Source organism: Olivibacter sp. 47 (genome assembly GCF_030372825.1).
Lineage (GTDB): Bacteria > Bacteroidota > Bacteroidia > Sphingobacteriales > Sphingobacteriaceae > Olivibacter > Olivibacter oleidegradans.
In genome coordinates this window covers 5,161,804-5,178,685 of sequence record NZ_JAUCNR010000001.1, presented here as the reverse complement: position 1 = coordinate 5,178,685, position 16,882 = coordinate 5,161,804, and the positions used below count along the sequence as shown (strand labels likewise).

General features: G+C 43.7%; 10 protein-coding genes and 1 pseudogene. 9 read left to right on the top strand and 2 right to left on the bottom strand.

The features are described 5' to 3' along the window. Positions 1–41 precede the first annotated feature (41 nt). The 9 genes from QT327_RS22445 (at position 42) to QT327_RS22405 (ending at position 14,409) form a co-directional block, all read left to right on the top strand. Positions 42–623, top strand: a complete 582-nt coding sequence (locus QT327_RS22445; protein WP_013664951.1) for an RNA polymerase sigma factor — start codon at positions 42–44, stop codon at positions 621–623. A 92-nt stretch (positions 624–715) separates the two neighbouring features. Beyond that, complete coding sequence (locus tag QT327_RS22440) at positions 716–1,711, top strand: FecR family protein (RefSeq protein WP_289554083.1); 996 nt, start codon at positions 716–718, stop codon at positions 1,709–1,711. Positions 1,712–1,881: 170 nt separating this feature from the next. Continuing rightward, entirely contained in the window at positions 1,882–5,313 is a 3,432-nt protein-coding gene (locus QT327_RS22435; RefSeq protein WP_289554082.1) for a TonB-dependent receptor, read from the top strand. 3 nt (positions 5,314–5,316) lie between these two features. After that, entirely contained in the window at positions 5,317–6,981 is a 1,665-nt protein-coding gene (locus tag QT327_RS22430) for a RagB/SusD family nutrient uptake outer membrane protein (RefSeq protein ID WP_289554081.1), read from the top strand. A 1-nt stretch (position 6,982) separates the two neighbouring features. After that, on the top strand, positions 6,983–8,485 hold the full coding sequence (locus tag QT327_RS22425; RefSeq protein ID WP_289554080.1) for a glycoside 3-dehydrogenase: 1,503 nt from the start codon (positions 6,983–6,985) through the stop codon (positions 8,483–8,485). Positions 8,486–8,566: 81 nt separating this feature from the next. Further along, a complete protein-coding gene (locus tag QT327_RS22420; protein WP_289554079.1) occupies positions 8,567–9,436 on the top strand; it encodes a sugar phosphate isomerase/epimerase family protein in 870 nt (289 codons plus the stop codon). 70 nt (positions 9,437–9,506) lie between these two features. Further along, positions 9,507–11,219: a GMC oxidoreductase gene (locus QT327_RS22415; RefSeq protein ID WP_289554078.1), complete on the top strand. Its 1,713-nt coding sequence runs from the start codon at positions 9,507–9,509 to the stop codon at positions 11,217–11,219. Positions 11,220–11,237: 18 nt separating this feature from the next. After that, positions 11,238–12,941: an FAD-dependent oxidoreductase gene (locus tag QT327_RS22410; RefSeq protein WP_289554077.1), complete on the top strand. Its 1,704-nt coding sequence runs from the start codon at positions 11,238–11,240 to the stop codon at positions 12,939–12,941. A 424-nt stretch (positions 12,942–13,365) separates the two neighbouring features. Beyond that, the gene (locus QT327_RS22405) at positions 13,366–14,409 is read left to right on the top strand and encodes a hypothetical protein (RefSeq protein ID WP_130854443.1); all 1,044 of its coding nucleotides are present in this window, start codon (positions 13,366–13,368) and stop codon (positions 14,407–14,409) included. A gap of 23 nt (positions 14,410–14,432) precedes the next feature. Here the strand turns inward: QT327_RS22405 and msrA are convergent, their stop codons facing one another. Further along, a complete protein-coding gene (gene msrA, locus QT327_RS22400; protein ID WP_013664942.1) occupies positions 14,433–14,951 on the bottom strand; it encodes a peptide-methionine (S)-S-oxide reductase MsrA in 519 nt (172 codons plus the stop codon). Between the two features lie 216 nt (positions 14,952–15,167). Further along, positions 15,168–16,882, bottom strand: a pseudogene (locus tag QT327_RS22395) (DNA gyrase/topoisomerase IV subunit A); the annotation flags it as partial.

The following is a 16,882-nucleotide window of genomic DNA, read 5'->3' as shown; positions in this document are numbered from 1 at the left end:
TTTTATGCTTACTATTGCTATGAACAAACCTAATGCATATCATGATTCATTCACACGAAGAGGAAAAAAGTCTAATTCTTCTTATCAAGGATGGGAATGAAGTTGCCTTTCGCCAAATTTATGATCGCTATCGAACAAAAATTGTCAGTTTTGCCTATCGGTTTCTAAAAAATGAAGAAGATGCAGAAGAAGTCATGCAAGAAACCTTCATTCGCTTTTGGCAAGCAAGGGATAGATTGGATCATAGCTTTACCGCAGCACCACTTTTATTTACTATTTCCCGTCGACTTGTATTAAATGAATTGCGAAAAATTGCCCAATCGGAGAAGGCTATTGCGGAGTTATTGGAAAAATCCGACAGACTAGATCATCTTTCGCAGGATATCATGGCTGCAAAAGAAATCGATGAAAAATCAAAAGAAGCGCTGAATCAACTTTCACCACAACAGAAAACAATTTTCTGCCTCAGTAGGTATGAAGGACTAAGCCATGATCAAATTGCCGAACGATTACAAATCTCTCCTCATACGGTTAACAATCATTTGGTAGAAGGCCTGAAAAAAATCCGAAAACATTTGTTACGATACGGCTTAATCCATTTTTTTCTCCTTTTCTATTTTTGATTTAAAAAATTTTCCCGGTAGCCTAGTTATCCTTTAGCTTTCCTGTGTATTGACTTATAAAGAGCTTTGACGAAGCTTCAAAAAGGTCACATATGGATCAAACACGCCTACGCGAACTATTGGAAAAACTAGCGAGTGATCGCATTACGGCAGAGGAGCTGCATAGGTTAATGCAGGCTGTTCAGGACGACACCTATACAGAGGAGCTTGATCAGGCATTAAGGCGGTTTCAGGATTTACCGATCATCCCCCACTTGGATGACCAAGAACAATCCCTCAAAAGTTATCAGCGGATTATTTCCGATAAGCGATTTTTACAAGCTCGCAAACAAAAACGCCTCTATCTGACTTGGGTTGCGGCTTCACTGGCCTTGATATTAGTCGGTGCGCTTTTATATCAAAGGCTGTCTTCTCCACGGGAACATTTACGGAATGCATTTACCACTACCTGGACGGCCCCATTGGGCGAGCAACGACAAATTGAGTTGCCTGACGGTACCTCCGTTTGGCTAAATGCAGGTAGCCGATTAGATATTCCGCGCAACTATAACGATAACGATAGGCGCGTGGTTTTAGCCGGAGAAGCTTATTTTGATGTTCAATCCAACAAACAAAAGCCATTCACTGTGGAAACAGGTTCTCTTATCACTAAAGTATTGGGAACCGCATTCAACATTAACAGCTTCGATGCATCGCATATCGCTGTAACAGTCCGGCAAGGGAAAATAGCCGTTCAGCATCAGGCTGAAACTGTATCCTTGTTAACCGCAAATCAACAGTTGATTTATAATGTCCATACCAATCACAAGCAAGTACATGATGTAAATGCCACTGCTATGATTGCTTGGATTCATCAGCGATTGCGCTTCGATAACATAAGCATGGCAGATGCAGGAAAGGCCTTGGAAAGATGGAGTAACAAGACCTTCATTTATCGTAATGACGCCATCCGCGGTTGTCATTTTACCGTGTCCTTCCATGAAGGAGAGAATTTGCGGGAAATGTTAAATGTCATTAGTGCACTGAACAACTTTAAATATGAAATAAAAAATGACACCGTGTACCTCGATGGTAATGGCTGTGAATAGCGCTCCGCTTAAACCCTAAAAAAAATGATGAACAGACGAACATATCCTCCCTAAAAGCAGTCACACTGGCGGCAACCAATGTGACTACACATGCAAATAAGGGATTCTTGCGGCAATCCCTCAATATTAAACCCAATCTTAACTAGAGATAAGCTTAATTATGCAAAATTATGAATTTTAAACCAACCTATCTCATTTTTATTATGAGAACAGCCAGTCTTATAGCCTTTTTGATACTTTTTTCTTTTGGCCTGTTGCTAGCTGAAAAAACCAAAGGCCAATCCATTTATAAGGACTACATTTCTTTTTCTCATCAAGGCTCGCTGGAAAGCGCCCTTTTAAAGATCGAGTCGCTCAGCAACTATCGTTTCGCCTATAAAGCCAAAGAGGTAAAAAACTACCAAACGATATCGATATCACCCGCCAAACGTTCAGTTGCCAATGTTCTGGATAGGTTATTAAAAGGCACCTCTTTATCATATCAATTGCAAGGCGATTATATCCTGCTGAAAGAGAAGAAGGAAGGTCTGCCAAAGTCCATTAGTGATCAGCAGGATTTTCCTGTTAGCGGAAAAGTGCTTGATGAGGCAAAACAGCCCTTAATTGGCGTATCCATTAAAGTAAAAGGCACCAATGTAGCCAGTCGTACCGACGATCAAGGCCACTTTATGATCAGCGCCACTCCTCAATCCATTCTGTCTATTAGCTACTTAGGCTACGAATCCCAAGAAGTGGCAGTTGGAAATGGGCAAGACTTACAGATTGTACTTAAATCAATAGAGGCCGCTTTGGACGAAGTAGTGGTAGTTGGTTATGGAACACAACGTAAACGCGATTTAACCGGTGCCGTTGGTCAAGTGAGCGGCACGGACCTCCGTAATATGCCAATTCGAAATGCGACAGAGGCCCTACAAGGTCAAACGGCAGGTGTACAAATCACTTCTACCGGCGGAAGCCCCGGCACACCTCCTGCTGTTCGAATTCGTGGAATAGGTACGGTAAACGATAACAATCCGCTCTATGTGGTAGATGGACTTCCTCAGAATGACATCGGTTGGTTAAATCCCAATGATATTGTGTCCATTGAAGTTTTAAAAGATGCGTCGGCTACCGCCATATACGGTTCAAGGGCAGCCAATGGGGTCGTTATGGTTACCACGGCGAAGGGGAACGCCGATGGTGACAAGCTAAACAGCCAAATATCACTGGATAGTTATATCGGCATCCAAAATCCGATAAAAACTTATGAGATGATGAACGCTTCGGAGTTTATGGACTACAAGAATCTGGCAAATATCAATGCAGGTTTAGATCCCTATTTTTCGGAACAAAACAAGGCAGAGGTGTTACAATTTCTGCGTGCCAACACAGGAAGTGAAGAGGGTACCAATTGGTGGCAAGCGATCAATAATAAGAATGCCTTAGTGCAAAATCATGATATCGCCATTTCCGGTGGTGTTAAAGATTTAGCCTATCGGACCAGCTTGAGTTATATGGATCAAGAAGGGATTATCAATGGATCGGACTATGATCGATTATCTTGGCGGACTAATTTCAACCATAATTTACGCAGCTGGCTAAAACTATCGGGGAATATTGGACTCATCAATGAAGGTAGAGGCAATGTGCTTGAAAACAGCCCGGGTTTCAATACCGCTTTTATCGCTTTTGTAGCCGATCCGATCTCGCCCGTGTATCGGACTAATTTAGTAGACGTTCCCGACTTTTTACGATCAGGATTGTTCCTTGATCGCATTGATCAAAACAATCCATGGTCGTTTTACAGTCCCATTTTAATGACTAACAAGGAGAATCCGGTAGCCCAGACCGAGATCTACAAAAACAATCGATGGAAGGGAACGGCTATTAAGGGAGGTGGATCAATTGACATACAGCCCTTAAGCTGGTTAAAACTGAGAAGTAATTTTGGCGTGGATTTAGCCAGAGGGACCTCGGATTATTTTTCACCGAAATATTATTTAGATGGCGATCAATTCAATGTGGACGCCACGGTAAGTAAATCCAATTCAAAGACGGATTACTATGTGTGGGAGAACACAGCCACATTTGATAAAGAATTCGCCGATCACCACGTAACGTTCTTGGTGGGTACCTCGGCAGAACAATGGAAAAGCGAATCCTCCAGCGCCTCGAAACAAGGGTTAGTATCCAATGATCCCAGTCAGTGGATCATTGATGCCGGCACCATTAATCCGCAGGCATCCGGCACCAAATGGGAGATGGCACTTAATTCTTACTTCAGTCGGCTTTTCTACGCTTATAAGGACCGCTATATGCTTACGGCAAATTTCCGCTACGATGGTTCCTCCAACTTTGGCGAGGATAAAAAGTGGGGAGCTTTTCCTTCACTTTCCGCTGGATGGAATTTTGCTGAAGAAGATTTTATTAAGCAATGGTCGTGGCTCAATTTAGGGAAGCTTCGGGTAAGTTGGGGAAAGATAGGTAACCAAAACATCAGTCGAGGTGCTTATCTAACCACCTTTTCGGGCAATATGGGTTATTATCTATTCGGTCCACGCAATCCACAGTTAATTGGTGGCAGTAATTACATCGGAAATACGGGGATAAAATGGGAGCAGACTGAGCAGCTGGATATTGGCTTAGATTTAGCCTTCTTGAACAACAAGCTGAACCTAACAATAGATGCCTATCGCAAAACCACGGATGGGATGTTACTGAATGTTCCTTTGCCGGCTTACCTCGGCTTTCCGAATAGTCCCTGGTCCAACGCCGGTGGCGTCCGTAATAGCGGATTGGAATTTGATCTTTCGTACCGTAATAAAATCGGAGATTTTGGTTATTCCATTGCTGCCAATGCATCGACCTTTAAAAACAAGGTCTTGAGTTTAGGTGGGGGTGAGCCTATTACCGGTGGTGGTTGGATCAGCTACACAACTACCCTGACCGAAGAAGGCATGCCGATCGGTTATTTCTACGGCTTCAAAACAAATGGCATTTTCCAGTCGCAACAAGAAGCCGATGATTATATTCAAGAAGGCGCCCGTCCAGGGGATTTACGTTTTGTAGATGTCAACGGTGACGGGACCATCAACAATGCCGATCGCACGAATTTGGGTGATCCCTTTCCTGATCTGACCTACGGACTCCGTTTAGGAGCAGATTATAAGCACTTCGACTTTCAGCTGTTAATGCAAGGTACCTTAGGCAATAAAATCATGAACATTGCTAAGATCGACATGAAGTCGGGAGTAGGCTGGTACAATGCGCCGAAAGAGTTGTTAACCGAGGCCTGGTCACCAAGTAATCCAAGTCACACGCAGTTCGCGATCAACGCTTCCAATCAGAACAATTTGCAAATATCCGATTGGTTAGTGGAAAATGGGTCATACCTACGGATAAAGAGTGTGCAATTAGGGTATACGCTGCCGGATGCTTGGCTAGCAAAGGCCAAAATTCAACGTATTCGCGTGTGGACAGGAGCGTACAACCTCCTCACCTTCACTTCCTATTCGGGTCTCGACCCTGAGATTGGCAGCGGTTCCCCCTTAAGTATGGGAGTAGATCAAGGTTATTACCCACAGGCAAGATCATTTATGTTTGGTATCAATGCAAACTTTTAGACAATGAAAAGAACGATAACGTATATAGTCATAACGGCTTTCGGCCTTATCGCTAGCTGTAAGCGTGACTTTTTGGAAAGAGACCCTTACGGCGTACTGGACGAAACAGATTATTTTAAGACCGACGGTGCCGGCTTAAAGTTGGTGACGGGCTGTTACCAACCAATGCAAGACGGATGGGGTTACACCGTTAACAAAGTAGCTATTGGCGATGAAAGTGTCGATAATGCCGATGCGGGAGGTTCCGATCCTGGCGATCGGCCGCAAACAACTGAAGTAGGGCGCGGTCGACCTCTTTCTTCCAATCCCCTATTATTTGAAACGTGGAGTAATCGATATCGTGGTATTGGCAAATGTAATATCGCCCTTGATGCGCTGAAACGAGAAGGAAGTAACTTAGTAGAAAACGGAGCACCTCTTCCAAGTGAAGCACTTGCCCGTTATTTTGCCGAAATAAAGTTTTTGCGCGCTTGGTATTATTTCGATTTAATTACTGTATTCAAGGAAGTTCCCCTCTTAGTTGCTGTTGAAGACCCTTCTACACGAAAGGGGAAGGCCAGCATCGAAGAGCTCCGCAACCAGTTGTACATCGATTTAGACGAGGCTATTGCCGAGCCCAATTTTCCACGATCGTCCGAATTACCCGACAATGAAACCGGACGAGCCACCAAAGATGCAGCTTATACGCTTAAGGCACGAGCTGCACTTTTTTTTGCCGGATTAATGGAACAGGGCAAAATGGAGGGAGATGCATTAGGTGAATATCTCATCGCAAAAGAAATGGCGGGAGAGGTCGTTAACAACGGACAGCTCCATTTGCTGCCCGATTTTCAGGACTTATTTAGAGGTGATTATCAAGTCGGCCCCTTCTCAAAGGAATGCATTTTCGGTGTGCTGCGAAAATTCGATCCAGCTTTTAGCTTAGCGGGCGACCCCTTTGCTATTATGAATGTAGGCAGAAATAATGTAGGCGGCTGGGGAGGAAATACCCCAACGCGCGATCTGGCAGCAGCATTTGATCCGGCTGATCCACGCAAAATGTTTACCATTATCAGTCATAACGACATTTTCAAAACTTCTAGCGGAGGAGAGGAAGTACACAACTATCGCGGTTATTTTAACGACTATAATTTGCAACAGAGTCGTAAAGCCTTTGTGCCACAAGCCTATCGGCAACAAAACGACTTGCAACGTAGCAATTGGCAGCCGTATTGGATCCGCTATTCCGAGGTATTGCTTATCTATGCAGAAGCCATTATACGAACAGGTGGCAATCACGCAGAAGCATTGAACTACCTGAACGAAGTACGTCACCGCGCCTACGTAACGACCTCCAAAGTTGATGAACCCGCTATTTATCGCTTGTTTGCAACCGGTCTCAAAGCCATCGATGAGGCTACTTTTGCAAGCCGTTACGCCATAAAGACCTCTGATGATATCTTGCAAGCCATAAAGAAGGAGCGTCGATTCGAATTAGCCCTCGAGGGATTCCGACTATACGATCTAATACGTTGGGGTGAATACGCGAACACTATGAAAGCCTTCCACCAAAAATACGGCTTTGCAGATAAAGGACGTGATGCCAGTGAAAACAGCTGGCCTTTCCCTATACCTCAAATTGAAATTGATCGCTCCAATGGAGTATTAGTACAAAACAGCAATTACTAACATGGATTTAACACGAAGAAAATTTATAAAAGAAAGCACCGCCTTGGCAGGATTCACCATTGTTTCCAGTCATGTCTTGGGTAAAACTTTGGGATACGTGGCGCCTAGCGACAAGCTGAATATAGCCGGCATAGGTGTTGGCGGCATGGGTCGCCGCAATTTAGCTAACATGAACACTGAAAATATTGTCGCCCTTTGCGACGTAGACTGGAAATATGCACAAAAGACTTTTCAGGATTACCCGAAGGCAAAACAATATAAAGATTGGCGGAAACTATTTGATGAAATGGGAAATTCTATTGATGCCGTTATGGTAGCAACTCCCGACCACAATCATGCCGTCATTACTGCACAGGCCATTACGCTGGGAAAGCATTGTTATACGCAGAAACCGCTCAGTCATTCCGTTTATGAATCACGCTTATTGACCAAATTGGCCGCCAAATATAAAGTAGCCACTCAAATGGGAAATCAGGGAAACTCTTTTGACTGGTGCCGACAGGTTGCCGAATGGATTCAATCCGATATTATCGGAGAAGTTGCAGAAGTCCATTGTTGGACCAATCGACCCATTTGGCCGCAAGGCCTTATGCAGCCCAGCGATGCCATGCCTGTACCCGAAACGCTTTCCTGGGATCTCTTTTTAGGCCCCGCCAGCAAACGTCCGTACCACAGCGTTTATACGCCATGGAACTGGAGAGGTTGGTGGGATTTTGGTACCGGCGCATTAGGCGATATGGCCTGTCATATTATGGATCCCATTTATTGGGCTTTAGATTTAAAGTACCCCATTAAAGTTAATGGCAGTTCAACGCTCAGTAATTTGTATTCACCACCTCATGCACAAATGGTGCAGTATACTTTTCCGGAGCGACCGAAAAAAAGAAAAGTAAAAATGCCGGAAGTAAAGGTCTATTGGTATGACGGGGGGTTGATGCCCGAAAGACCAGTGGAACTCAGTCCCGGCATGATGTTAGGCGACGAGAATGGTGGTATTCTCTTCATTGGTAAAAAAGGAAAAATCATGACCGGATGTTATGGCATGAACCCAACCCTTTTACCAGTGAGCGAAATGGAACATTTTGAGCAGCCGACGCCTTGGATTCCGCGGATTAAAGGTGGAAATGGAGATATTTGGAGTACCAATGCCCACGAGCAGGAATGGATTCGCGCAGCCAAGGAATCTCCGGAAAATCGCACGGAGGCCAGTTCGCATTTTGGATTCTCCGGACCATTTAATGAGATGGTGGTGATGGGTGTATTAGCTGTTCGACTACAGGGCCTACACCGCGACCTGCTGTGGGATGGTGAAAATATGACCTTTACCAATATTGGAGATCAAGATAAAATCAACATCGTTTCGGTGGACGAGTTTAAAGTAGTTGATGGCGATCCCCGATTTGATCGTCGTTTTACGGAGTTCGGAGCTAAATCCATTGCAAACGAATGGATAAAGCATACTTACCATAACGGATTCCAATTGCCCGAAATGCCGATCGACTAATATGGTTTAATAAGTAATCGCCGGTGTCGTTGATCTGTTATGCGATCGACGGTACCGGTCTTAAATATAAGAGAATTCATCATGAAAAGATTAGAAAGGAACCTGATAACCGTATTTTTTACCGCCTGCTTAATTCTATACAATTTTCATTACGCGGCAGCACAATCCCCAGAGGTAAAGACCGATTGGAAACTTGCCGTCCAGTCGTATACCTTCCATAAGTTTACACTGATGGAAACCTTAGATAAAGTACAAACTTTGGGACTGCACTACCTGGAAGTTTACCCGGGGCATCCCTTGGGCGCAGGCTTTGGCGAATTAAACTTTTCGCCGAGTTTATCAAAAGAAAATCAAGAGAAATTAAATCAAGAGGCTGCAAAACGAGATATAAGGATCATTGCCATGGGAGTGGTTGTAACGGAAGCTGCCGAATGGGAAGCTTATTTTTCCTTTGCCGCAGCCATGCATATGGAGTACATTAGTGCCGAACCGGCCTTGGCCGATTGGGACTTGGTTGAAAAGCTTGTCAAAAAGTATAATATAAAACTGGCTGTCCATAACCATCCCAAGCCTTCATTGTATTGGAGTCCTAACGATTTATTGCAGGCGATCGGTCACCGCGATGCGAGGATCGGCTCTTGCGCAGATGTGGGCCATTGGAGACGAGAAGGGCTGAATCCGCTGGAATGCCTTAGGAAGGTAAAGGGGCGTATACATGCACTCCATTTCAAAGACATCACCTCTGGTAAGCGTTCAGCGCACGAGGAAATGCCCGATACAATCTGGGGTACCGGCATACTCGATGTAAAAGCTATGTTAGCTGAACTAAAACAACAAAATTTCAAAGGAACCTTGGCCATCGAATATGAAAACAATTGGGAAAATTCGGTACCTGATATACAAAAAAATTTAACTTATTATTCCCAGGCTTTAAAGGAAATTAATCCATAAAGGCACAAGCTAAGCATCTGTAACAGGAAATAACTAAATTGCTGCAGGTATCATTATAAACAAAAAGAGCATGAATATATCGGGGAAGGCGAAAGCGCAGCACACGTATGATGTCATTGTAATCGGTTCCGGCATCAGCGGTGGTTGGGCGGCCAAAGAATTTTGTGAGAAAGGGTATAAAACGTTGGTATTAGAACGGGGTCGAATGGTCAAACACCTGGAAGATTATCCTACGGCGATGCAGGATCCTTGGCAATTCACACATCGAGGAGAGCTACCGGAAGCGGTGACGACTAACAATCCCATTGTGTCCCGTTGCTATGCTTTTGACGAAACAACACAACACTTTTTTGTAAAAGATCAGGAACACCCATATGTGCAAGAGAAGCCGTTCGACTGGATAAGGGGCTATCAAGTTGGTGGCAAGTCCCTACTTTGGGCACGACAAACGCAGCGTTGGAGTGATTATGAATTTGAAGCCCCGGCACGGGACGGTTTTGCGATAGACTGGCCCATTCGCTATAAAGACCTGGCACCATGGTACAGTTATGTAGAAAAGTTTGTTGGAATCAGCGGGACCAAAGATCAGATTCCGAACCTTCCCGATAGCGAAGTGCTTCCTGCTTTCGAGATGAATGCTCTAGAGAAGCACCTTAAAGAACGAATAAAAGCCTCTTATCCCAATCGCCATGTCATCATTGGTCGTTGTGCCCACCTCACGGCACCACAAAAAATTCATGTAGCCCAAGGAAGAGGCCAATGTATGGCTCGGCACCTCTGCCATCGGGGATGCCCATTCGGTGCTTACTTTAGCAGTAATTCATCCACACTACCCTGGGCCGATGCTACAGGTAATCTGACCTTATTGACCAATCAGGTGGTGGAATCTATTCTGTACGATGAACAAAAGGGCAAAGCAATCGGTGTGCGTACTGTGGATAGCAAAACAAAACTTGTAAAGGAGTTTTATGCACGCATTATTTTTGTTAACGCATCCGCTCTTAACACCAATCTTATCCTATTAAATTCGAAGTCAGCCCGCTTCCCCCAAGGGTTGGGCAATGACAACGGCTTACTTGGCCATTACATTGCCTTTCATAATTATCGTGGCAATATATTGGCCAGCTTTGATGGGCTTCGCGATCAATATTATTACGGACGACGCCCCACCAGCATTTTTATGCCTTCCTTTCGCAATGTATTCCGGCAGGAGACCGACTTTCTACGAGGTTATATGATCGCCTTCAGCGCTAGTAGAGCAGGATGGAGCCAACAGCTGGAAGGAATTGGAAGTGATTATAAAGATCAACTCACAGAGGCCGGTCCGTGGCAGGTTTTCATGATGATGCAAGGAGAAACCATCCCTCGATATGAAAATCATGTCCGCTTAAGTGATCTTGAAAAAGATTCGTGGGGCATTCCCCAATTGATTACATCCGTTGACTATACGGATAATGACCTAAAACTTATGCACGATTTTCTGGAACAGGGCTCTGCTATGCTCGAGCAATCCGGTTGTAAGGTCACAGCAAGGATTGACCGTAAAGATGCACCGGGCTTGGATATACATGAAATGGGCGGGGTACGCATGGGAAAGGACCCCAAAACATCGTTGTTGAATAAGTGGAATCAACTTCATCAATGTAAAAATGTATTTGTTACCGATGGTGCCTGTATGACCTCAACCGGTAATCAAAATCCATCCCTGACCTATATGGCACTTACAGCAAGAGCAGTAGATTATGCCGCTACGGCACTTCAAAAGAACGATGGAACCGTTTGACATCCATAAATTCCAAATATGAAAAGACGAGATTTTATAACAGGCATCACTATAGGCAGCACCTTTTTAGCCAATATCCCTTACCTATCAAATGCATCAGCTCATGCGCATGAAAAGCACAAACAGAAAGAGCTTAAGTCCGACATTGTCATCGTTGGCGGAGGCTTAGGCGGATGCGCGGCAGCTTTAGCCGCGCTGCGCCATGGATTGCGCGTTACACTGAGTGAAGAAACCGATTGGTTGGGAGGTCAGCTCAGTCAACAAGGCGTACCTCCCGACGAGCACCGATGGATTGAAACCCATGGTGCACCCGCCTCATACCGCGCTTTTCGTGATCGCATACGTACGTTTTATAAACGCAATTATCCATTAACGACCGAAGCAAAACAGCGCACCCATTTAAATCCCGGAGATGGTTCCGTTTCACGCCTATGCCATGAGCCTAGAGTGGCTGTTGCCGTCCTATTGGAGATGTTAATGCCTTATTTAAGCTCCGGTAAATTAACCTTACTCACGGATTATCGAGTTATAAAAGCCGCTGTTCATCAAGATCAGGTCACCGCAGTACTTGTGAAACATCGGCATGAGGATCATGAACTTACTTTAAATGGTCATTATTTTATCGATGCTACCGAGCTCGGTGATCTGCTCCCATTAACCGGTACCGAATACGTTACAGGTACCGAATCCAAAAAGGAAACGAACGAGCTGCATGCCCCGGAAGTCGGCAAGCCTGAAAACCAACAGGCTTTTACTATGTGTTTGGCTATGGACTATCAACACGGAGAAAACCACGTGATTGATAAGCCGGAGCAATATGATTTTTGGCGTGATTTCATACCGAAGATGGTCCCCTCCTGGTCGGGTAAATTGTTGGATCTCTCCTATTCCAATCCGCGCACATTGCAGGCCACTACACTCGGCTTCAATCCAACCGGTGAAGCGACCAATAAAGCGTTAAACCTTTGGAATTATCGAAAAATCATCAACAGACACAATTTTTTACCCGGGACCTTTGCCGGTGACCTCAGTATAATGAATTGGCCACAGAACGATTATTTTTTGGGTAACTTGATCGATGTACCGCCCGCCGTATATGCAAAGCACCTGAAAGCAGCAAAGCAGTTAAGTTTATCCCTATTTTACTGGTTACAGACGGCCGCTCCAAGGTCCGATGGTGGTGAAGGGTGGCCCGGCCTTCGTTTACGGGGTGATGTATTAGGGACCGCTGACGGGTTAGCTAAGTACCCGTATATACGCGAATCGAGACGAATAAAAGCAACCTTTACCATTCTCGAAGAACATGTCGGAAAGGAAAACAGAGGTTTGGTTGCCGGACAATCCGCAGCTAGTAAAGCCGCTGATTTTTTTGACAGCGTGGGTATCGGGTACTATCATATCGATCTCCACCCGAGCAGTGGTAGCGATAATTATATCGATTTTAGTTCGCTCCCCTTTCAAATTCCTTTAGGTGCATTCCTTCCCATACGCATGAAAAACCTGCTCGCCGCCAATAAAAATATTGGAACCACTCATATTACAAACGGCTGTTATCGTTTGCATCCCGTGGAATGGAGTATCGGAGAAGCCGTTGGTTTGTTAAGTGCCTATGTTATTCGAAAGAAATTAACAGCCCATCAGGTTAGAAACGATCAGAAGCTATTGAACGATTTTCAGCGTTTCGTTCGAAAGGAAGGGATAGAAACCAATTGGCCGGGTTAAAGCAGTTATCAATGGAGTAACCATAATGCAAAAAATAAAGCGGATATCTCACGACAACCGCTTTACACTAACTAAACTAAACAACTATATAAACAATCTATATAGATACTTTATGAACAAAAAAACCTAACGTTTATAACCTTAACTCGGAATAAAAGAATCCGGCTTCTACAATGTGTTATGAAACCGGAAACTTTAACCAACCAAACCAAACATGAACCATGTTATTTCTCAAGCCTACAAACTTCTTTTATTTAGAACGATTATCGATAGTGCAAGTATAAAGTTTATTTAGAACAAGTACAAATAATAAAGTTATTTTCATGATATCCCCTTCATTATCAATATCATTCATTCTACTACATAGGTATGCGGTAAATTTATTTTATTTTTGTATTACCTTACCGTTTCTATTCTAAACTTTATGATTAAAATAGGTTTTCGATCGCCTTTTAGGCTATTGCTTTTCATCCCCGCCTTGCTAGCACTTGCGGGTTATTCCTGCGCTCAGGTTAATACGGTAAGCGACAAGCTGGCGCTCGCAGATACCTTACAAAGCCAAGCAAGCTTCGATGATACGACAGTGGATAGTATCAGTTACTACCAAAAGTTACTAGCACTTGCCAATGGCGATACGGCAAACCGATGGCCGGTGAGTCCACAGCCCTTGCCTTTAAAAGGCGCTTTGCTTCCCGAACATCGGATTATCGCTTACTATGGAAACCTATATTCTAAGCGCATGGGAATACTAGGTGAACTTCCACCGAAAGAAATGATCAGGCGGCTCAATGAGGAAGTTGTACGTTGGAACGATGCCGATAGCAGCACCAAAGCCATTGCCGCCCTGCATTATATCGCGGTAACCGCCCAAAGTGACGCCGGTAGAGATGGTAAACACCGTCTGCGCATGCCCGACAAACAAATAGATTCCGTTCTGAATATTGCTCGGCAACATGGTAACTTGCCTGTATTTTTAGATATACAAGTCGCCTTAAGTACTTTGCAGGAAGAGATTCCGAGGTTGGAAAAATACCTACGACTGCCTCAGGTACATTTGGGAATCGATCCGGAATTTTCAATGAAGGATGGGAGCAAACCCGGTACCCGGATCGGCAGCTTCGATGCCAGGGATATCAATTATGCGGCCGATTTTTTAGCTCGTTTAGTAAAAGAAAGCCAATTACCTCCAAAATTACTCGTTGTACATCGTTTCACTGCCGGTATGGTGCGAGACTATAAGAACATTAAATTACGCCCCGAAGTGCAGGTTGTTATCGAGATGGATGGCTGGGGACCTCCCGCCCTAAAGAAAGCAACTTACCGCCAATTTATCTACCGGGAGCCCGTGCAATTTACCGGTTTTAAATTATTTTATAAAAACGATTTAAAACAGGCTCCAAAAAGAATGCTGACTCCAACTGAATTATTGCAGTTGAAGCCAGCACCAAGTTATATACAATATCAATAATACATGCCTAATTGATCGATCACTTAGGCTTTTTCCAAGCTCTTAAGAAATTTTTGCAATTTGGGTTGTATTACAGCCGCACAATAAGGATTATCCGGGTTATTATTAAAATAGTCGTGGTGATAGTCCTCCGCTTCATAAAAAGTTCTAGCCTCTACCACTTCGGTTACAATGGGATCGTCAAAAATCTTTTCTTCTGTCAGTTTGTTGATTAAGGTCTCGGCCTCAAACTTTTGTTCCGGGCTATGATAAAATACCGCTGAACGGTATTGCGTTCCTATATCGTTCCCCTGTCTGTTCAAGGTAGTGGGGTCATGGGTTTTAAAAAATATGCCCAATAGTTTCTTATAAGAGATCTTTTGCGGATCGTAGTCAATCTGTACTACTTCTGCATGCCCGGTTTCTCCTGTACAAACTTCCTTATAAGTGGGATTTTCTTTATGTCCTCCCATATAGCCGGGTAGCACGGAATTAACGCCGTCAAGCTGCTGAAAAATAACCTCTGTGCACCAGAAGCAGCCTCCTCCAAATGTCGCCTTCATAAACCTAAATTAAGAATCCAAAGTAAATGCCATCCCACCGGGACGGTCGTAAGCTGCCAGCCGTAAGCTATCAGCTTTCATTATTGTTATCAATTTATAAAATTTTTCTCACTTTAAGCCAGTTGGTATAACATATGACTTAAGGCTTGCATTTAAACCGCTTAGTCATCGATCTTATACTTTTGCTCTTAGTAACAGGCAATTTGCTGGAGATCATTAAAACAATGATTGTTGTCCACTATCATCCAAGTCGATATCATCCGGATTGGTAATTTCCAAGTCAATTTTTGGCTTTGGCTTCTCGGATGGCTCCGAAGGAGCTACCGTTTCGTCCTCTACCCTTTCCTCATCCGGGTCTGCTATTGCATCTTCCCTCTTTTTCTCTTCATCATGTCCGGTTACATACGCTTCTTCTCCAGACAACAACGTAACTTTTTTGACATCGTGTGAACTAAGCCTATTTCCCTGTGCCTTCATTCCTTTCACATCAACAATTTCATTCAAATGTTGTTCGATTGTTTCCGGAATTTGCGTCTTTCCTTTCAATACATCCAATTTAATGATTGGATCCTTTCCATTTGTAAGAAGTACCAATTTAGAACCAGCCTCCTCGTTGATAATGGAGGTTGTTTTACCGATGGGTGTATTTTCGAAAACGAATCGTTTTACGAGGTAGTTTCCGGTCTTGCCATCGATATGTATTGCAGTAAAAACTTGCTCCGGATTATATTTCTCAATTCGCAGCATTTTCGGATCGAAATGATTCGTAAGCTCAAAACTGCTTAAGCTATAGGTGCCATCGGGCATTACGATCAATATGCGATCATCCCCATCAAATTCGCCTAAATACTTCCCTCGGCCATCTACATTCAACCGATTCAGCACCTCATCGAACCAAATTTTTCGTCCGGCTAAGGTAGAGACACCCTTTGATTTCAGGATAATCTTCTTAATGGGATATTTGCTAACAATGTTACCCTGCGAGGCCCTACCCTTAATCGCAATTTCGGCAAAGTCTAGATCAAACTGTAGTTTTCTCAGTTTGGAATGCGGCTTAAGCTGTACATTTACTATCTCAGCCTCCCCGTTCGGATTTGCAGTAAAATAAAGCACCTTTGATCCTTTACTTCCTTTGGTCAGATCGTATTCCTTATCTCTCGTAACACCTAGTATCGAAAAGCGCTTGACATAGGATATACCTGTTTTTGCGTCCCGATAGATCATGTTATAGACGGTACGCTCATCTCCCTTTTTGAAAACACCAACATGAATGATATCCTTCCCAACAAACACTTTATCCTGCACTTTGGTTACCAGGCAAGTACCGTTCTCTAGGAATGTGATAATATCATCGATATCTGAACAATCACCAACATATTCATCTTTCTTTAAACCTGTTCCAACAAAACCATCTGCTCGATTTACGTATAGCTTAACATTGGCTAAGGCCACTTGTGAAGCTTCGACTTTTTCGAATATGCGAATCTCTGTTCTCCGCTCACGACCTTTACCATATTTATCCTTCAGTTTTTGGAACCAAGCGATTGCATAATCTGTTAGATGCTTAAGGTTGTATTTGACTTCCTTTATCTCATCCTCTAAAGCTTTCATCTGCTCATCCGCCTTTTTCACGTCGAAGCGGGTGATGCTACTCATCGGTTTATCGATTAGTTTTTTATAATCCTCAGGAAGTATTTCGCGATAGAAGCGGTCAAAGAAGGGTGTGAACAAACGATTTAAGACGTCCACAACAATCTCAAAATTACCCGCGTTCTCATAATCAGGATGCTTATACATCCCTTCCTGAATAAAGATCTTTAGTAAGGAGCTGAAGAAAATCTTTTCCAGCAATTCATTTAGGCGAATCTCCAATTCCTGCTTGAGTAGACCTTTTGTATGTTTTGTATTTTCGATAAGCACATCATTAACAC